Origin of the sequence: Paenibacillus shenyangensis (assembly GCF_000346635.1) — a bacterium.
In the GTDB taxonomy this organism is placed as follows: Bacteria; Bacillota; Bacilli; order Paenibacillales; family Paenibacillaceae; genus Saccharibacillus; species Saccharibacillus dauci.
The window spans coordinates 66390-85877 of record NZ_AOIG01000028.1; the positions used below are offsets into that span (position 1 = coordinate 66390).

Annotated in this window: 15 protein-coding genes; 1 reads left to right on the forward strand and 14 read right to left on the reverse strand. The window is 47.3% G+C overall.

The window, feature by feature from the left end:
- Positions 1-71: 71 nt before the first annotated feature.
- From H065_RS0121160 to H065_RS0121200, 9 genes are all read right to left on the reverse strand, one after another.
- Positions 72-1085, reverse strand: coding sequence for an LCP family protein (locus tag H065_RS0121160; RefSeq protein WP_017815094.1), 1014 nt, complete (start codon positions 1083-1085; stop codon positions 72-74).
- A gap of 57 nt (positions 1086-1142) precedes the next feature.
- A complete protein-coding gene (locus H065_RS0121165) occupies positions 1143-1820 on the reverse strand; it encodes an SGNH/GDSL hydrolase family protein (protein WP_017815095.1) in 678 nt (225 codons plus the stop codon).
- 27 nt (positions 1821-1847) lie between these two features.
- Positions 1848-3680, reverse strand: a complete 1833-nt coding sequence (locus H065_RS0121170) for an acyltransferase family protein (protein ID WP_017815096.1) — start codon at positions 3678-3680, stop codon at positions 1848-1850.
- A gap of 260 nt (positions 3681-3940) precedes the next feature.
- Positions 3941-5086, reverse strand: coding sequence for a hypothetical protein (locus tag H065_RS0121175; protein ID WP_017815097.1), 1146 nt, complete (start codon positions 5084-5086; stop codon positions 3941-3943).
- Complete coding sequence (locus tag H065_RS0121180; RefSeq protein WP_017815098.1) at positions 5083-6546, reverse strand: HAMP domain-containing sensor histidine kinase; 1464 nt, start codon at positions 6544-6546, stop codon at positions 5083-5085. Before H065_RS0121180 ends, H065_RS0121175 begins: the two co-directional genes overlap by 4 nt.
- Positions 6547-6548: 2 nt before the next feature.
- Positions 6549-7247: a response regulator transcription factor gene (locus H065_RS0121185; RefSeq protein ID WP_017815099.1), complete on the reverse strand. Its 699-nt coding sequence runs from the start codon at positions 7245-7247 to the stop codon at positions 6549-6551.
- Between the two features lie 266 nt (positions 7248-7513).
- On the reverse strand, positions 7514-8377 hold the full coding sequence (locus H065_RS0121190) for an amidohydrolase family protein (protein ID WP_017815100.1): 864 nt from the start codon (positions 8375-8377) through the stop codon (positions 7514-7516).
- An 18-nt stretch (positions 8378-8395) separates the two neighbouring features.
- Positions 8396-11548 (reverse strand): GNAT family N-acetyltransferase, encoded by a 3153-nt coding sequence (locus H065_RS0121195; RefSeq protein WP_152425959.1) that lies wholly within the window; start codon positions 11546-11548, stop codon positions 8396-8398.
- A 253-nt stretch (positions 11549-11801) separates the two neighbouring features.
- Positions 11802-13853: a beta-galactosidase gene (locus tag H065_RS0121200; protein ID WP_017815102.1), complete on the reverse strand. Its 2052-nt coding sequence runs from the start codon at positions 13851-13853 to the stop codon at positions 11802-11804.
- A gap of 175 nt (positions 13854-14028) precedes the next feature.
- On the opposite strand from H065_RS0121200, the gene H065_RS0121205 reads away from it, so the two are divergent.
- Positions 14029-14874 (forward strand): AraC family transcriptional regulator, encoded by an 846-nt coding sequence (locus H065_RS0121205; RefSeq protein WP_017815103.1) that lies wholly within the window; start codon positions 14029-14031, stop codon positions 14872-14874.
- On the opposite strand, the gene cntE is transcribed toward H065_RS0121205, so the two are convergent.
- From cntE to opp1B, 5 genes are read right to left on the reverse strand one after another with little or no spacing between them, the layout of a single operon-like run.
- On the reverse strand, positions 14858-16060 hold the full coding sequence (gene cntE / locus H065_RS0121210) for a staphylopine family metallophore export MFS transporter CntE (RefSeq protein WP_017815104.1): 1203 nt from the start codon (positions 16058-16060) through the stop codon (positions 14858-14860). The genes H065_RS0121205 and cntE overlap by 17 nt on opposite strands.
- A 19-nt stretch (positions 16061-16079) precedes the next feature.
- Positions 16080-16826: an ABC transporter ATP-binding protein gene (locus H065_RS0121215; RefSeq protein ID WP_017815105.1), complete on the reverse strand. Its 747-nt coding sequence runs from the start codon at positions 16824-16826 to the stop codon at positions 16080-16082.
- Between the two features lie 2 nt (positions 16827-16828).
- Entirely contained in the window at positions 16829-17641 is an 813-nt protein-coding gene (gene cntF / locus H065_RS0121220) for a staphylopine uptake ABC transporter ATP-binding protein CntF (protein ID WP_017815106.1), read from the reverse strand.
- On the reverse strand, positions 17638-18519 hold the full coding sequence (gene cntC / locus H065_RS0121225; protein ID WP_017815107.1) for a staphylopine uptake ABC transporter permease subunit CntC: 882 nt from the start codon (positions 18517-18519) through the stop codon (positions 17638-17640). The genes cntF and cntC overlap by 4 nt, the downstream gene beginning before the upstream one ends.
- Positions 18520-19452: a nickel/cobalt ABC transporter permease gene (gene opp1B / locus H065_RS0121230; RefSeq protein WP_026136375.1), complete on the reverse strand. Its 933-nt coding sequence runs from the start codon at positions 19450-19452 to the stop codon at positions 18520-18522. It abuts the gene before it with no gap.
- Between the last annotated feature and the right edge of the window lie 36 nt (positions 19453-19488).

The window sequence follows — 19488 nt, forward strand, 5'->3', positions numbered from 1 at the left end:
TTGAAATCGTAATAATAAAATGCTGTGGTTTGCAGATCGATAAGATCCAACTTGATGATTGTAGCTGCTGATTAAAGCGGATTTTCTGATTTTGCCGATGCATTTGCATCTTTGCCAGTGTCCGGATTATCCGAGGTGATGGTATCCTGTACAAATTGCTTAAGTGCCTGGCGATTCGATATATCGAGTACAGCTGCCCGGCCAACATAGGTTTCTTTTAGCAGTTTCATCGGCGGAATCTGTTCACTGCCCTTCATGGTGCTCTGATATCCGACAGAAGCCAGATTCCACATGTCCGATACGGTTAGATTGGTATCGATATAGGGACTTATCTGATCCAGGATCGAAGGCAGCTTCATAATCGAGGTCGTTGTTTTCAATTTGTCTGCCAGTGCCTTGGTAAATTGACGTTGACGCTCTGTTCGGGAGTAATCGGATAGAGCATCATGACGGAATCGGACATACTGAAGCGCCGTTTTGCCGTCAAAATGCTGATTGCCCTGCTTGAGATTAATATCATATTCGTGATGATCGGCTGCACTTTCATAGTGCATATCTTTTTCCACATAAAAGTCTACCCCGCCTATGGCATCCACCAGCTTGATGAATCCCTGAAAATCCGTATACACATAAAACTGTACAGGGATGCCGAGCAGTTCACTGGCTGCCTTCATGGCTGTATCAGGACCATGGGTGATTGCAGTATTGATCCGGTTTTTGTCATATCCCGGAATATCGGTATACGTATCCCGCAGGATAGAAAATACATGAATGTGCTTCCTGACCGGATCCATCGAAATGACCATCATGCTGTCGGAGCGGGGGACTTCGCCTTTCTGAATTCCTCGTGCATCTACGCCCATCAGCAGGATATTGACCGGTTCGGTACCGAGCCACTCTGGGGCTTTTACAGGTGTTTCGTGAGCGGCACTGATTGTGGTCAATGGGGAATGATTTACCCCTTTGTTCAGTCCATCCAGTCCCCGATAAATCGAAAAGAAATAATAAAAGATACTGGCTGCTATAATAATCAGGATCAGGGCGATAAATGTCCCCCTTCTATTTTTCTTCTTTTTCTGTTCCATGGTTATTTCCTTTCTTCAGACCTATTGATAATGGTAAATGGTTGTTATCTGTCTTTATTACTTTAGGGCTTGAACGAGCAGTGAGGTATAATATCTGCTGCCATCCGGTTTTAAATGGATGCCATCCTTGTAAAAGAATTGATCTTTACCCTGACTCGCTGCATACCAATCGACTACCTGCACATTTTTGAACTCACTGGCAGTCTGCTCCATCGTGTCATTGACTGTATCCTGCCATCCTCTGGGAACCCGGGTTGTGACCAGCAGTACCTGCTTGGCATTGGATAGTGTCTGCAGTACACTGCGCAGTTGGTCTTTACTAAAAGGGCCATTCGTCCCCAATTCAATAATGACCCGATCGCCCAGATTACCCTGGCTTGCCAGTTCGCGAAGAACCTTGCCTGCCTGGGACATTTGTCGTCCTACTTTGCCATCCACAGTAATGTCGGGCATCTGCTCTTTGAGGTAGGGAGCTACCCCTACAGTAACCGAATCACCGATCATCGTGACCCCCTTGCCTGTTAGCTGACTGGAGGTAGATGAAGCTCCTCCATGAGCCTCGCCACGCTTCTGGGCAATCGGCTGGACTGAATCGACATGGTATACGGATATGCCATGCTGACTTTCCCCATCCTTGGTGGACTGCTTTTGAGCGTACCAATGCACTCCGAACACTCCTGCAGCTACCATGATAATCAGTAAGCCCAATAATCGGTTTCTTTTCTTTTTATTCATAGGTTTATCATCCTTTTCATTCTTGTATTAGTAGGTATGGTTCTGCTGCAGCGTATCGGCCAACAGAGACGCGTAATATTCTGCGCCCTCCGGCTTGAGATGAACGCCATCCTGGTAAAAGAATTGATCCTTATTCGCACTGGCTGTATACCAATCGATTATCTGTACGTTATGAAAGTCGTCAGCAACTTTTTGTATACTGGCATTGACGCGATCCTGCCAGTCGCGCGGGACTCTGGTATTGACCAGATAGATTCGACGAGTGTCCTGCAGTGAAGTCAGCAGTGATCGCAGCTGGGTCTCGTTAAAGACTCCATTCGTACCCAGCTCGATAATCAGCGTCTGTCCGAGTTTACTTTGGGACTTCAGGCTGTCTATCACGTCATCCACCTGTGTCATCTGTCGACCTACTTTGCCGTCAATAATGATGCCAGGCAGCTTTTTCTCGAGGAAAGGGGCCGCATCGAGAATTACTGAATCTCCAATAGCTGTAATGCCTTCGCCGCTGCCAGACGAATCCTTTGTAACCGGATCTGCTGGATTTTCTTGATTCGTTGCTTTCGCAGGATCATATTGCAGCGACTGTGGCTGAACAGCTTCCTGGCTACTTATTGTCGAATCTATGACAGCGCTAGCCGAGGAATTGGAATTCCACCCCTGCCAGCCCATGAGCCAGGAAGCCAGAATGACAGTAGTAATCATCATGGCAGTGACCAGACTCACCTGACTGCCATAGCCTGATCGGCGGATAGAGTACAGATAACCTCGCAGCGTTTTGCGGCGAATCGGTTCTTCAATATATTTATAGGAAATGGCTGCCATCGCGAGACTAACAGCCAGCTGGAGAATAATACGTGTATAGCTGACATCTTCTGTATTTACTTCGGGACTAGATAGGATAATCACCGGATAATGCCAGATGTACAGACTATAGGAACGTTTGCCGATCCAACTGAGCGGACGGCAACCCATAATTCTTTCTAGCCTATTAGCAGGATGAACGAGCACGGCGATGACAATGGCAGTTAGGATTGAGAGATAAATGAATCCAGTAGGATACAGCGCATCATCATACTCATTGGTCTGGTGAATTTGTATGAGCAGTAGAACAATCCCTATCACACCAAGGCTATCCAGAACATTCCTGGCTGGCGAAGAAATATGTGAATTCAACTTGCTGCTTGGCCATAGTACAGCGAGCGCTGCACCAATCAGAATAGCAAATGCCCGGGTATCGGTTCCGTAATAGACTCTGCTGGGATCACTACCGGGTTCATACAGGATAGCCATGGCTACAGCTGATACAGCGGCACTGATCAGAATGAGCAGTGTCAGTTTGCCGCGTCTTGGTGCCAGAAATATACCAATCAGCAGTAACAGCGGCCAAATAATATAAAATTGCTCTTCAATCGCGAGTGACCAGAGATGACCGATCGGCGATGGAGGTCCAAAGCTTTCAAAATAGGAAACATCATGAAAAATCAGATACCAGTTATTGATATAGAAAATGGAAGTGAAAAAATCTCCCTTCAAAGATATCAGCCGGGATGGATCGGTAAGGAGCAGCCACATTGCTACTACCATCAGCATACCGAGCATGGCTGGCAGTAATCTTCTCATTCGCTTCACCCAGAACTGCGGAAGCGATATTCGGCCAAACGTTTTCCATTCGTACAGAAGCTGGTCTGTAATCAGATAACCGGAGATGACGAAGAAAATCTCTACACCGAGCAATCCGCCCTGTGCCCATTTCAAATGAAGGTGATAAGCGATCACGGCAAGGACAGAAATAGCTCTTAGACCATCCAGTCCAGTCATATAACGCTTCATTGCATGATTCGGATAAAGCTTCCCATTCATTGTAGTTCCTTCCTTGTCTGTGGTGAGCTAATGTTCTTACTCTATTCACTATAGGAAATAGATGTCGCAGAAGTTTGACGGACATGTAAACAAGTTGTCACAAGCGTGATATCTTCATGACTGTTATCAGACCCAGTCATATTGCTATGCAGCCAACAAAAGTGCGCAAAACAGCGCAAAAAAAAAGCCCTATTCCGGCGAAACGCCGATATAGGGCTGAGGCTTATTGTATCTGCTAGGAACCTCTACCATCCTGTTCATTATTTTAGTTCAATTACAAAAGCTTCTTTGGTCACCGACTCTGTCGATGTGCTCAATGAAGGATCGAACAGCTTTTGTCCTTGAATTAGCAGACTTTGATTATCCGGACTCCAGTACATGTCATTTAACAGAATTCCATGATACACGGCTTCATTGTACAGTATATTTCTTCCCTGTAGTTTGCCTACGTAAGTAACCGTCTGCTCGTCATACGTCGTGTAGGCAATATTTTTTCGATCTGGCGAAAATTTAAAGGTGAGTATTTTTTCGAGTAGAACCGAGAGTTCACCATTACGCTGATCATACTCGTACAGGGTGCCATCGACTCCAAGAAATACAAACTGATCGTTACTCAGCCAGGTTGTTTGTTCTCCGCCACCTACAACGCGTTCGTACTGAATATCTACGCTGCGGCCGGAGACTTTCCCCGCGATCAGGGTGATACGCTGCTGTTCATTTTTCCGGATCGTTTGCAGCAGCACGCTGCGGCCGTCATTTGAAATCATTACATTTAACAGTGTATCTCCCTGTCTGGATTTTGTGAGCTCGTACTTTTTAGATGTTTGAGTCTTCATATCATAAATATATAAATAATCCGGTTGTAGACCATTTATTCTTTCTACAAGATAGCTGAGATATGCACTATTATTGGACCAGGAAATGTATTGTATATAGCTGTCCGATGCATTAAAGCTGGCAATTTCCTTTTCTGTACCATCCTGCAGATTGATCAGTTTCAATCTGCTTTTGGTAGTTGTCGAAGAAGTGCTGGAAATATATTTCCCATTTGGAGAAAGCGTACTATGAGAATTCACATAAGGCAGTCCTGAGATAGGCTTACTTTGCTCATAGGGACGCACCAGGCGTTTCACATTTCCCTGATCCAATACACTTATATCCCTGTCAGCTACAACAACTGAATCGGAAGACGACCAGCCAAGCAATCGCACTGTATTTGTCAACGCTTCAGGAAGACGATAGATTTTGTGAATCTGAAAAGGTCGGGAACTCTGTTCGACGCTGGTCACCTCGTTACCGCTTGACATGACAAACGTCTCGGTATGAGTTTCTGCACTGCATGCCGATACACACATCATAAGAATAATCAGTCCGGCAAAAGCTCTAATAGAATTGTATTTCATCATTTTTTCTCACTTTCCACTATATCCAGGGCGGCTAATTCCACAGTAACTACCGTATGGTTATGCTCATTGGTAATAAAAATGGAACCTTCACATTCTTCCACGATTGCTTTGACGATGCTTAACCCCAGTCCTACACTTCCTTCTTCGGGACTGTTGGGATGTGCCGGATAAAATGGCTGGAACAGTCTCGACAGATGCTCCGTCTCGATTGGATCGCTTGGATTGCTGAATACAAAGCGAATATTCTCATCTTCCCGCTGTGCCTGAACAGATACGGTGGATAAAGGAAGGCTATACTTGATTGCATTGTCGATCAGATTGATGAATAGCTGTCTGATCCTGTCACTATGAGCCAGACAGATCAGTTCTTCACCAATCTCGTATTGAATAGCCTTCTTGTATCGCCTAGCCCGAATAGTCATAGTTTCACATACATCCTGCAGGATCGTCCCCGCATCTACAGGTTCCAGCTCGTGCTGCATATTACTATTGCGCGAGACTTCGAGGAGCTTGAGTACCATCGTATGCAGACGTCTGCTTTCCTCTATGATATGATTCATGCCTTTGTCAAAAAAAGCACGGTCTTTCTCCCCGTTCAGCCGGATCAACTCCGCATAACCGAGAATAGACGTTAACGGCGTCTTCAGTTCATGGGTAATATTATCGAAAAATCGCTTTTCCTGCTGATGTAGCTCCTTGAGGTGATCCCGATCCTTTTCTATAATATGGATCTGGTTACTGATTTGACCGATCATGTCGTTGAAGTTCTCAGCCAAATGGCCGATCTCGTCCTTGCGCCGGAAATGCAGGCGTATATCCAGATTGCCGTTTTTGACCTCGGTCGAAGCGCGGGTTAGCTTGGTCAATGGAATCGTAATATGCCGGGACAAAATATAGGAGAACAGAAATGCAGCTGCAAAAATCGCCAGGGCAATATAGAGGGTAACCTGCAAAACTTGATTCGTCTGTTCATACAGTGAGCTGAAATCCCGGTAAAAACGAAGAATTCCTACTTTGGAACCGTCAATAACAACGGGATAGGAGAATAACACAGTAGTCTTGCCATTACCGGTTGTAATACTGTAGGCGGTATTGCCACTCACCGCCTGCTGCAGATCGCTCTGCATCTGCGCAGGAAAACGGGATTCGTCTGACGCATAGAGCAATTTGCCCTCTACGGTATATACCCCTACGCTGCTATCGGTGGTGTGGTTAAGATCGCTCGCAATCTCCTGGGCAATCTCTCCAAAGTATAACTCATTGCTGGTGAAATGGTTGATCAGAAAAGCCTGACGGATATAGACATTGCTGTTGCTTTTGAGTCCGTCCAGTTCGGAGCTGACCAGATTCTGGTTGCTGGTCTGAATAAACTCCTTGACCGTCTGATGAAGCACCACAAACGAAAGCGAGAAAATCAGAAAAAAACCGATTAGAAACTTGATGCTGATTTTACGTATCATGCTCAGCCACCCAATTTCTCAAATTTATATCCTATTCCAAAGACAGTTGTAATCAGCGAGTTGGCATCGAGCTTTTTGCGCAGCCGCTGGATATGCGTATCTACCGTACGTGTGTCACCCACAAAATGGTAACCCCATACCAGATCAAGCAGCTCTGCACGTGTAAATGTCTTGCCTGGATGCTTGATCAGCATAAGCAGCAGATCATATTCTTTTGGCGTCAATTCAACAGGCTGTCCTTCCTTTTGCACCAGCCGCTCTGCTTCGACAATCTCGATATGCCTGTATTGGATCACAACAGGTTCAGCTTCGACCTGATTAGGGCTGCCCGCCTGCTCGACTCTACGCAGAATAGTACGAATCCGTGCAACGACTTCGCGCAGGTCAAATGGCTTGGTAATATAATCGTCCGCTCCGAATTCAAGACCGAGTATTTTATCGGTAATATCGGATTTGGCGGTAATCATCATAATGGGCAGATTATAGTTGGCTGTTACTTTTTTGCAAATATCCAGACCGCTCTGGTCAGGCAGCATCCAGTCCAGCAGCAGCAGATCTGGCTGGAAAGACTCCAGTTCAGCCATTCCTGCTGCTCCACTGCCTGCTGTTCGGGTCTGGAACCCTTCCATGGATAGTCCATAGGAAAGCAAATCAGCAATCGGTTTGTCATCTTCAATAATCAGAATTTTGGCTTTATTCATCGTAATCCTCGTCTCTGTTTTGAATCATTTTATCTTGTAAGGTACCGTCCATTATATTAACGAGTACTTAACCAACAATCAAATATAGATTTGTCACATTTTTGTTACCCAAGGATTCTCCATACAGAATAACAAGCCAAAATTCTCATATAAATCCGCAAGAAAAAAGAATCACCCGTTCGTACCACAGCAAATAGGAGCGACTCTTATACAAGCAGCGCTCCTGTTTGACTCTTCATTTTTTCCGATTCACCATATCTCTGTGATCAGGCTTCCACCCATTTTTTCACTTTTGGAAAAACAGCCAGCGCATTATGGTAAAATACTGCTTCCCAATGTTTCTCGGGAATCAGGTTTTTGATAAATGCGATATAGGCATCCAGCGGTACCAGCGGCCAGTCCGTACCGAATACAAGCCGATCATACTTTTCCGCGAATACAATCGCACGTCGGAAATGATCCACATAGGTTTGTTCACCCATTAGACGCTGCACTTTGGTAGTATCTCCTACAATCCAACCGGATAGATCGGCATAAAGATTTGGATTTTTTTCCAATAGGGCTGCAGTATCCATCACCCATGGATCTCCAAGATGACAGAGCATGAAGGTAATATCCCTATGCTTCAGAAAAGTCTCTTCCATCGACAGAGGATGCGAATACTTGAGCAGTCCGCTATCGGCATAGGTCAATCCGCCGTGAATCACAATAGGCAGTTCATACTGACGAGCGAGTCGATAGACCGGATCATAGATAGCATCGCCTACATTATAGTGGTAATAACCTGCATACAGTTTGATACCAACGACTGAATCGGACTGCAGAGATTGTTCCAATGCACCCAGCTGTCCTTCCAGATGCAGGGTCTCTGGGTTAATACCGACGCACGTAAACAGATTGTCCGGCATTTGGTCATTCAGATCGAGCAGCATCGGATTGGCAGCTGTCTGATCCGGAAATGCACCTGGGCTCGTCTCCGTCACTCCCATGCCGACACCAGCAATCACATTCGACCGGGTGAATTCATCCAGTAGTCCCTTGGTGCTGTAATCGATAGAAGCGAGGTCGCGTGCCGTCTCATGAAAAGACTCAATCTCCGAGAAATGAACATGTGCATCGATAATCTTCATATGGCACCCCTTTCTAGATCATATATCTGTTTTCGCTGTATTCGTGGAAGCGGATGAGTGAACCACTTCACCAAAGCGGATATTGCGAAGATCTGTTAATGCCTCGTCCGGAATAGGTACATCCGAGATGATGTGGAACTGCGGCCGGTTATCTGTCTGCTGCTGATCATATAGATACATATCGTCAATCGCCATCGCAGCTGCAAAATGTGTATTCAGAAATACTCCGCTGTAAGAAGCTTCTGAATGTGCAACCCAGGTAAGCTGCTGCTGTCGTTCGGCTGAAGTGTAACGAATGATTTGGTTTGTGGACTGTTCATCGTACTGCACTCTACCTGCTTTGTAGGTAACCGATTCACCCGCTTCATTACGAATCTGCGCACGAGTATCCAGCAGATCCTCGCTAGCTTTGTAAAAGTTAAAGCATTGAATAGCCAGTGGGAACAAGGAAGTACCGGTGCATTGATCGATTCGGGCAAAGGTTGCCAGTACCGGTACACCCGGCTGCGTCACATAATACTGTTCCACCGACAATCCTTTGAATTTGAGGTTATGCCGAATATGAATAGTAATACGAATACCAGACCACAGATTATCGAACTGATCCCGTACGTCTACGAAATCGACCTGGCGTTCCTCGTTCTGCAGATTCGCATCCGCCAGTCCCCGCACCTGTAAATGGATACCGCCAAACCATGGATTCAGCCAAGAACGCGGACCTGGTTTCGGATACGAAGAATCCAACCATTCCACCCCATGATGCTGCAGCGAGAACAAGGTCGGTGCAAAGGAAGTATTTACCTGAAATTGCAGTACACCGTTATGAACGGTATGAACATTGCCCTGTTCGGTTTGTACAATACGGGAATCGACCTTGCTTGATGGCAGTACCGGGAACAATGCCCGTGCATATTTAATCTCATACGTGTCCATATCCAGATGTACATGAACCAGTTCCATTTCCTGCCCGGCAGGCAGGGACAGCTGCGTACTGTACTGCTGCACACTCTCTTTAGCCGATACATTCAGCTGTTCTTGTATACTTCCATGGTGAGAAGAGACATAAATATTACCATCCAGCACCGTATTTTTATGCTCTACAATATTCAATTCGAGAGCTTGGGCAGCAAAGGGGTTGCCGCCATTCAGGAACAGCTCCAGTGACGGCTGTGCAGACAATATATCCGATGTCCCCTGCTGCTGGGCAAATGTACGGAAATCCTGCCATTTATTCCATGTACCGATAGCTACCTGAAGAGGTGAGGTCTCTACAACGGCTCCAGCTGCATGATGGATAGGATGCTCAATGGCATACTGCCATATTTCGAGCAGTAGTGGACGTTCAGCTGGCCAGGTGACGCCCAGTGATGATTGCTTGTCCTGAGCGAATATCCAATTTTCCGTGAATTCACTGGTCTCCCAATAGTCAACAGAAGCAGCATCCGGACCTTCGGAGGTATGGATATAACGATTACGATAAGGCAAAATGCTATTTTCCAGAGAAAAATCAAAACGTTCTTTTAAAAGTAGCGGTTCTGTACGGGCTTCGGCATCTTCCTGCATCTGCACCCGGTGATGGCGACTAATCAGACCATTGCGGTGTACCTTGACTATTGTAGTCAGCAGCAGGGAATAGGAAGTCAACTCGTACTGCGCTTCCATAATCATCGCATCTTCTTCGCGGAAGGTTACAGACACTGCACGATCTTTATGAAATTCATTGCTATAAGGCAGACCGAACTTGGGTGGATATAGTTGCGTCTTTACTTTGCTGCCTTCGTACAGATTCAGATTATTGCTCTGTTTATTCAAGCGTGCACTGTATAGACCGTTACAGATGGTCCATTCTTCGGAGGTCTCACCGCCAAAAGCATTCGTGGCTCCAGGTAGGATAAGGCTTATGTATTGATCCAGCACTTTGGAATTGGCGGCGCGGTTCATATCGTTATATATGGAAATCTGATGATGCCAGATCCCGTAATCCAGCAGAGCTGCCTTTACCTTAGCCGAGCGACGGGAGTTCGCAGGGACATGGATAGCGATAGTAGGCTCTTGAAAAGCAAGCAGTTTATTTTCCGGCCACTGCATGTAATAGGTGTAGTCGGTATTCTGTTCATTTTCTACACTGAGCTCCAATTCGAATGCTTCACCTGCATACAGACTACGATGGGGCGCCTGCAGCTTCAGTCGTACAGGGAAACGTGGCTCTATGCCGAGCTTGAATACAGCTGCCAGACCATTAATGAGTAATTCGGCTTCTACAACCGGATGAGTCTGAAATGGATTCTGCTCTTCTTCAATCGGTTGAACATGGAAACTGCCTTCGATCGTCTCACGTGAAGTGACTACGATAGATGCCTGCAATTCAAAATCAATAGCGGAGTTACCTTTTGCCGTTATTTCTACAGACAATGGCTTGCCGGTCTTGTTCACTACCTCGTAATGAACAGGGTAGCTGCTGCCAAACGGCAAACGATGTGCTGCAGGAATAGAGGCCTGGATCAGATAATCTTCGGTCTCGATCAGACGCAGTCCACGTCCGGTACGTTCATATTCCATACGCAGATAGGTGTTTTCCTTGCTCCATTCATAGATGAAATAATCGAATCCGTACTCTTCTCGTCCATCCGGACGTGTATCAATCTCGCGAACACTGTCCGCATACCAATCCAGTTGGTCAAAATAATGCTGTACTGCCGGGGTCTGCAGCACCGAAGGAATCAGATTGATCAAATGCGTCGTATCATCGCGTTTCTCCCAGAAAAATCCCGCTTTCTTGTAGGTCGGTACGGCTTTGACATTCCCTGGCCATGTATACAGATCCAGCCGGGGCCAGCCGAGTGTAATCGTCTGTTGTACCGCGTGCAGTACGAGTCGTTTGCCTACTTTGCGTCCATGATAATCCGGACGTACATTCAGCAGCGGGATATAGAGTGCGCCGGCATCTTCCTTGTAATGGGAAAAGCTGCAGTAGCCTACGACCTCTTCACCATTTACCGCAAGAAATACATGCAGGTGGGTGCTGTTATGGTGCTCTTTGAGAATCATCTGTTCGGTTTGTATAGCGCTATCGCCTCCCCAGCTCTCATGGCTGGCATTCCACATGTCCGCGAGCGAAGCGGCATAGCGGGGCTCATACTCTACAATGCGGATATCTTCTACAGTGGTCATTCGTTCAATCCCTCCAATACGATAAAATGCAACTTTTTTGTAAGCGTAATCAAAACCTCTTCGATGGTAATATCCAGTAGCTTTGATTCCCTGTATTATATAGAAGAATACGAAGAATTGCACCTTCAGGGAATAGAGCGCATCGAACCGTTGGTAGATAACAAGCGAAGAAGATACAACATACATAACCAAAAAGGACCTGTACATTCCTGACGGAGTACAGATCCTTTTTGCCAAATCCCTATCGATTCATTTACAGTTCCAGAATCATTACCCCATACGCCGGTATGGAAATATCTCCATGTAGCGTCTCTCCGGTCAGCAGTTCGGTACGGGCTTCACGGAATTGGATATGAGCAGCATGCTCTCCGTAATTCAGCAGGAAAATGTATTCTCCCTGTTCTCCTTTACGGATTCCAAGCTCTACCTGTTCCGGAAGGTCCAGCCAATCGGCTGCAGGGGAAGTATAGCCAAGCAGGTCAATCACAGCATCCACAACCTGTTCGTTAAAAGCTGCTCCGTAATACCATGTTTCTCCCTTGCCCTGTTTGCGGCGGGTAAGTGCCGGGGCATCCTCATAATAGCAGGACGTATAGGTCGCCATTGTCTCTACAGCGGGATCATCAATATGCAGAATATCATTAAATGCTTCTGCCGCTTCGTTCATGACTGTATTACTGTGCTTCCACTGCAGTCCCGGCGCCGGAACCGTTCCTTTGATCATGGTAAAGTCGGACACCGAGATTCCGCACAGACTGGCGACCGGTCCAGGCATAGGCTCCATCCGGCAGTGGCTGTATTCATTTTTGTAACCGGTTCGTGCGCCAAAAATCAGCGTACCGCCATTTTCGACATAAGCAGTCAATAGAGCTGCTGTCTGCTCGGTCATAATTGCTGCATGCGGATAGATCAGCAGCTTATACTGCTGCAGATCGTTCAGCTGCTGATTACGAAGATAGACTACATCTGCCGGCAGATGGCGATATTGCAGCTGCTTGAACCATGCATTGATACTTTTGCCTGTCAGCGGGCCATGCCAGATATCGAATTCGCCATCCCACTCATTCTCGTAATCTTTGATAATAGCAATCTCGGCTGTATACCGGGTACCGGCAATTTTCTCGCCTATAGCAGTGAATTCCTGACCTACTCCGGTCGCCTCGGCAATCCGGCGATTGGGCTGGTTATGATAATCATTCAGCCCATGCCAATAGATCTCGGTACCAAATGTTGCTGTCCGCCAGCGGAAATACATGACCAGATCGGCGCCATGCAGTACGGACTGATAAGTCCAAAGTCGCAGCTGACCAGGGCGCGGAGAAGGCATATCCATCCGGTTTACCCAGCCACCTGGACCAGATTGCTGTTCCATTACACAGAAGTTCGCCGAGATATCCCGTATTGTACTCAGATTCAGACTCCATTTCCGATCCAGCAAAGGTTTGTCTTCCTGAGTCCCGGAGATGGTCGAGAACTGTGGATACGAATCATAGGAAAAGAAGTCCAGTAGTTCTTCTGTCAATGCATGACTGTCCAGATGACCGAACAGTCCATTTGTTGTAATCCACTGATTAGGCGCGATTTCCCGCAGAATATCCACCTGAATCCGGGCAAACTCGATTGTATTATGGGAAATGAACCGTTTCTCATCCAGTACTTGATGCGGATTGGTCGAATCAGCTGGTGTAGGACGCGGTAGATGAATCTGTTCCCAGTCAGTATACGTCTGGCTCCAGAATACGCTTCCCCACGCCTGGTTCAGCGCATCCAGCGTCACATACTTTTCTTTGACCCATTTGCGGAAAGCGATATGATCTGCTTCCGCATAAAAGCTGGCCATTTCACAGTTGAATTCATTATCGATCTGCCAGCCGATTACAGCTGGATGATCCTTATAGTGTTCAGCCAGCTGACGGGTAATCGCTGCACACAGCTCACGATAACGCGGGCTGCTGTAATTATAATGGCGGCGCATCCCATGCTGGTAAGCGGTTCCATCTATTTTGGCATTAAGCACTTCCGGATAGCTATGTGTCAGCCATGCCGGAGGCGTTGCTGTAGGTGTGCCCATGATTACTTTCATATCATATTGCTGCGCCAGTTCCAGAAAACGGTCGAACAGATCGAATTGATATACGCCTTCTTCGGGTTCGAAGATTGTCCAGGCAAATTCGGCAATGCGGATATGGGACAGATTCATTTCTTTCATTCGGCGCAGATCATCTTCCCATAGGGATTCCGGCCAGTGTTCAGGATAATAGCATACTCCCAATTGCAGAGACTTGAGTTGAATAGATGTTGTCATTAAGGTCACCTCTATGGTTTGGATACTCTGATTGTAGATTCATTTTACGTGTTCGTATATAACGAGTAATTATCCCGATAACACGATTTTGCGATTGACGTATGACGATGGCCATATCTATCCTGTACAATGAATAGCAGAATACCACTAATTTCACCTAGAGAGGGTTTAGGATATGAGAGAGCATCTTTTCTTTGCAACCCCTGCATTTCCTCATTATATTTGCTATCCAAACTTTATTGGCGGCTATAGCGATTATCCGACGCATGCCGTGAACCGTCCTGCCAAAAGCAGTGATTTTCAATTGGATCAGCTGTATAATCTTCATTTTATCCTGCAGGGCAAAGGATATGTGACCTGGGGCGGAACGAGATATGAACTTGGTGCCGGACATGGATTTCTGTATGGGCCGGGTCTGCCGGAATGCTATGAAGCAGATGAGCACGATCCGTGGGATATCCGCTGGATTCACTTTGCTACGCATGAACTGCAGTCTTTTATGGGGAATCGGGGAATAGGTGAAGTATGGCTGTTTCAGCTAAAGGATGTACATACGGTTAATCAGTGCATGGATGAATTAATGAAGCTTGGAGCGGCTTTTGATCTGAAGCAGGAGATGCGTGTATCGGCTGTGCTATATGAGCTGCTGCTGCATATTATGAAAGATGCAGTCTCCCTGCATCTGCCCCGTGACCCATCGCTGCCCGGCATCCATGCCGCAGCCGATTATATGCGTGAACACTGCACCCGTGCTTTGTCGATTACGGATATTGCCCGTTTTACCGGGTACAGCGTGCCTTATTTTACACGTAAATTTCAACAATCCATGGGCGTGACTCCTACCGCCTACTTGCTGGAATCACGTATTTTGTATGCCAAGAAGCTGCTGCTGTCGACCGATATTCCTATTCGCGAGATTGCACTGGAGTCGGGATTTTCGCAGAGCAGCTACTTTATTCATTGCTTCAAAAAAGTGGTTCATATGACGCCGGAACAATTCCGGATCAGCTGGGATTCCTGATCATTCCAGTTCTCATCACCTGCTGCTGCAGCAATACAAACAGAATCAGCAGAGCGCCGACCGCTGCACAAATGCCATACATCCAGGAATACGACCAATAGTCTGCCAGCGGACCCATAAGGATACTACCCAGCGACATACCCAGATCGGCTGTCGCAATAAACAGACCCATCAATATATTGCGGCTCTGCTCGGGCAGTACAAAACTGAGATACGTGGTCAGCGTCGGATAAATGACTGCCTGAGCGATACCCATCAATACAGCTCCGCTATACAGGAACAAGAATCCTCCGACAATCGATATACTTACCAACTGCGCGGCTACCGTCATCAGTACCAGTGCTCCGATAATAAACGGTGTATGCCAGCACCCGTCCGAAGGGATTTTTTTACGAAGTGCAAACCGTGCAATCACTACACTGGCTGCCTGAAGCATCAGATAGATACCTGCACTACCGCTGGACAGCTGGGCAGCATATAACGGGATAAAGGTCGTAATCGCTCCAAATACAGTAGAAGCAGCCAACATAATCACACTGCAATTGCGCAGCAGCGGATTTCTCATCAGCTGACTGAGGGATGACCATGTTCCCAGGCGTTGCAGTTTGCCCGTCTGATTCGTTGCCTTCCGATTGCGGTCCATTCGAACCGTATATCCGAATACTCCGGTGAAGATCGCTATCGCTATCATCGTCAGGGTAAAGTAATTACTGTTACCACTCTGCCAGATACCCAGTGCCAGCACCGGAGCAATAATCCCGGGCATATAAGAACATAATGAATAAAGGGAAATCCCCTGGGATCGATCTTTCTCCGGCAGCGCATCGATAATTCCGATCTGCAGTGCCATCGAGAAAAAGGCAGTGGATACGCCTTGCAGAATTCGTGCCAGCAGATACCCTGCCGGTCCTGTGAACGTGTACAGCACAAGTGCCAATGCATTAATCACCAGAATAATGCGCAGTACGCGGATAGGGCCATGCTGCTGAATCATCTGCCCGGCCCAGGGCCGGAAAAACATGGTCGTAAATAAATAAGCGCCCATAATCACACCAATGGCTGTATTGCTCGCTCCCCAGGCATTCCCCTGCAGCGGAATAATCACATTGAGGATCGCGTTGGCACTGAAATAACCCAGCACCAGAATATACAGCCGCAAAAAGGGCCAGGATAGCGCTCCGTTCACTAATTCTCCTCCTTATCGTCTATCGTGCAATCGCTGCACTTAGCAGTGTACGGCCATAATCGGACTGTACATCACTTAACCTTGCGGTATCGATTGTCTCTACAATCTGTCCTTTTTGAAAAATGATCATTCGCTCGCACATATAAGCGGCCGCCTGAATATCATGCGTAATAAAGATATAACCCATCCCATAGACGGACTTCAGTTCCTGGAGCAAATGAAGTACCTGTACCTGAATCCGCACATCCAGCGAGCTGATCGCCTCATCCAGCACAAGATAGCGCGGTCTGGTCGATACTGCTCTGGCAATGCATACCCGCTGCGCTTCGCCGCCGGACAATTCATGGGGATATTTGGATCGATAATCTAGGCTTAACCCCACCTGCTCCAATAGTTCATCTATCTGCCTGCTCTGCTCCATGCGTGATTGCCCTTCCTGCTCCAGCGGTTCCCTGATCGCCTGTTCTACTGTATAAAAGGGATTAATTGATGAGGTATAATCCTGAAATACGGCACTGATCATTCCCCGTCGTACCTTCCTCTGCTCTACAGATTGTCCATAGAACAGAATCGCTCCCTGGTCGGGTTGATCAATACCCAGGATCAGACGTCCCAATGTAGATTTGCCGCTGCCGCTTTCACCAATAATACCGAGGCACTCGCCTTCTTTACAGGTAAAGCTTACGTCACGAAGTACCTGTTGCGATTGCTTTTTCCATAATCCGCCGGTTCGGTATGATTTCTCTATATTCTGAACTTGCAGCATATTCAGCCTTCCTTTCTCTCCATCAGCTGTCTGAAATGATTATCCAGCGCGAGCCGGGCCGAGAGCAGATCGCGAGTATACTCCTGCCGCGGTGCAGTGAATAACTGCTCGGTTTCTCCGCGCTCGATCACTTTTCCGTCTTTCATAATCAGAATATGATCCGCCAGATGACGAACTGCTCCAAGATCGTGAGAAATAAAAATCACCGAGCATCCCAGTGTATGACGCAGACGGATAAACTGTGCCATTACTTCCTGTTGGGACAGCATATCCAGTGCAGTCGTCGGCTCATCGGCAATTAGGATATCCGGCTCCAGTACCAAAGTAAGTGCAATCATTATCCGTTGCAGCATCCCTCCCGACAACTCATGTGGATATCGGTTCATCAGCCTATCGGGATGATTCAGCATAACGCTGTGCATCGCTATATGCATGCGTTCGTCAATCTTACTGCGACTCCAGCCATAATGTTCACCCAGTGTCTCCCGCAGATGAGTACCAATGACACAGGAAGGGTCAAAAGCACTCATACCATTTTGCATAATCATGCCAATCTGCTTGCCTCGTCTCTTCCGCATCTGTTGATCAGTCAGCGTATTCAGATCGGTTCCCTGAAATACGATGCTGCCCGACTGCTGTAGAGAAGATGGATTCAGCTTCATGATCGATCGGCAGGTGACCGACTTCCCGCTGCCACTTTCCCCTACAATAGCCAGACATTGTCCCTGCTGCAGATCAAAGGAAATATCCTTTACAATTGGCTCTCCGGTGTGGATATCATGGATATTCAGATGATTTACTTCCAGTATATTCATAGCCTTACCGCCACCTCCTGCTGATCCGGCAGACGATCCGGCTGTAGGCCGGACTGACGCAGCCGGGGATCAAGCGCCACCTGCAAAGAATCCGCCAGAAAATGAAAAGCGGAGACAACGATCACAATCGCAATCGCTGGCGGAAGCATCATTTCCGGCCGGGTAAACATCACTTCCCTGGCTTCATTCAGCATCATGCCCCATTCGGCCTGAGGTGCCTGAATGCCCAACCCGAGAAAGGAGAATCCGGAAATTTGCAAAATCATCGAACCGACCGAGCTACTGGCTGTAACCGCAATATCGGCAAAAGTGACCGGGATCAGGTGGCGCCGGATGATCGCTCCATGCCCCATACCTGTCGTGCGGGCAAACCGGATATAATCCATTTCCGTATATTGCAGTACCGATGTCCGTATAACGCGCGTAAACCATGCCCACTTAGTGAGTACAAACGCAATCAGTATATTCTCCAGTCCAACACCCAGTATGCCGACCATCGCAAGTGTCATGACATAACCGGGAAAAGAAAGAACAACATCGCATATTCGCATAATCCTGGTATCGGTTTTGCCTCTAAAATAGCCGGCCAGGAATCCGAGTATCGCCCCGATCAGTACGGACAGCAGCAGTACTACCAGGACAGCCAGCACGCTGGGACGAATCCCATATAGTAATCGGGACAGGATACATCGGCCCAATTGATCGTTACCCAACAGGTATTCCCATGATGGCTCCGCATATCGCAGACTCATCTGCACAGCCAGCGGATCATGCGGTGCCAGCACAGGAGCAGATAATCCGGCAATAATCACACCAACCACAACGATCAGGGACAGCTGCCCCATTTTATCCATGGCTGAATTTTTCCATACATTCATTTATAGACCATTCCTTAATTTGGGATTCATTGCAGCATTGATCACATCCGAGATCGCATTGAAGATAACAAACGAGACAGCCAGAATCAGCACATACGCCTGAATCACGGGAAAGTCCCGGCTCAAGATGGCACGTATACTCAGACTGCCAAGCCCCGGCCAAGCAAATACATTTTCTACTACAACCGTACTGCCAAGGATAATAGGGATAGCCATGCAGAATATCGAGATCGCTACCTGCAGGGAATTCCGTAAAATATGCATGGTGATGACTCTCTCGGGTAGCCCGGATGCCCGCCCGTACAGTACATAGTCTTTGTTCATATTACTGAGCATAGAGCTGCGTACATTGCGGAAGTACAGGCCAGCATAACTGATCGTAATAATCAGTACCGGTAAAATATAGCTGCGATACGAATCCATACCGCTCGTCGGCAGCAGATCCAGTCGAACCGAGAAATACCAGACCAACAGTGCCGCCAGTCCGTAAGACGGAATAGCCGTCAGGATGAAGGCCAGTGTGCGCACCGATTTATCCAATATCCTTCCTGCCTGGAGCGCACAGAGCACGCCAAGCAGCACGGATACGGCTATAATACTCACTGCAGATACCAGTGTTAACCGCAGTGTATTCAGAAAAGCCGGTCCGATCAGCGCCCAGACAGACTGTCCTGTAATATAGGAGTTCCCAAAATCCAGCTGCAGACAGTCCAGCATCCAGTTCAAATAGCGGACAAGAAAAGGCTGATCCAGTCCAAGTTGCTGCTGTGTACGTTCAATCAGTTCATCGGTAATCGACGGTACACCCTGTGCCTGCAGCACCACTACTGCCGGGTCCATTGGAGACAGATTGATCAGTATAAAAGTCAGCAGGGAAATCGCCCATAACAGCGGAACGGCAAGCAGCATTCTTCTAATGATATACATTCCCAACAGGAATTCCTCCTCTGAGCATGCATGAATTCATGC

Bases quoted from the DNA above. Each gene is read 5' to 3' on its own strand.
- H065_RS0121160 (WP_017815094.1), bottom strand. From the start codon at position 1,085: ATGGAACAGAAAAAGAAGAAAAATAGAAGGGGGACATTTATCGCCCTG.
- H065_RS0121165 (WP_017815095.1), bottom strand. From the start codon at position 1,820: ATGAATAAAAAGAAAAGAAACCGATTATTGGGCTTACTGATTATCATG.
- H065_RS0121170 (WP_017815096.1), bottom strand. From the start codon at position 3,680: ATGAATGGGAAGCTTTATCCGAATCATGCAATGAAGCGTTATATGACT.
- H065_RS0121175 (WP_017815097.1), bottom strand. From the start codon at position 5,086: ATGATGAAATACAATTCTATTAGAGCTTTTGCCGGACTGATTATTCTT.
- H065_RS0121180 (WP_017815098.1), bottom strand. From the start codon at position 6,546: ATGATACGTAAAATCAGCATCAAGTTTCTAATCGGTTTTTTTCTGATT.
- H065_RS0121185 (WP_017815099.1), bottom strand. From the start codon at position 7,247: ATGAATAAAGCCAAAATTCTGATTATTGAAGATGACAAACCGATTGCT.
- H065_RS0121190 (WP_017815100.1), bottom strand. From the start codon at position 8,377: ATGAAGATTATCGATGCACATGTTCATTTCTCGGAGATTGAGTCTTTT.
- H065_RS0121195 (WP_152425959.1), bottom strand. From the start codon at position 11,548: ATGACCACTGTAGAAGATATCCGCATTGTAGAGTATGAGCCCCGCTAT.
- H065_RS0121200 (WP_017815102.1), bottom strand. From the start codon at position 13,853: ATGACAACATCTATTCAACTCAAGTCTCTGCAATTGGGAGTATGCTAT.
- H065_RS0121205 (WP_017815103.1), top strand. From the start codon at position 14,029: ATGAGAGAGCATCTTTTCTTTGCAACCCCTGCATTTCCTCATTATATT.
- H065_RS0121215 (WP_017815105.1), bottom strand. From the start codon at position 16,826: ATGCTGCAAGTTCAGAATATAGAGAAATCATACCGAACCGGCGGATTA.
- cntF (WP_017815106.1), bottom strand. From the start codon at position 17,641: ATGAATATACTGGAAGTAAATCATCTGAATATCCATGATATCCACACC.
- cntC (WP_017815107.1), bottom strand. From the start codon at position 18,519: ATGAATGTATGGAAAAATTCAGCCATGGATAAAATGGGGCAGCTGTCC.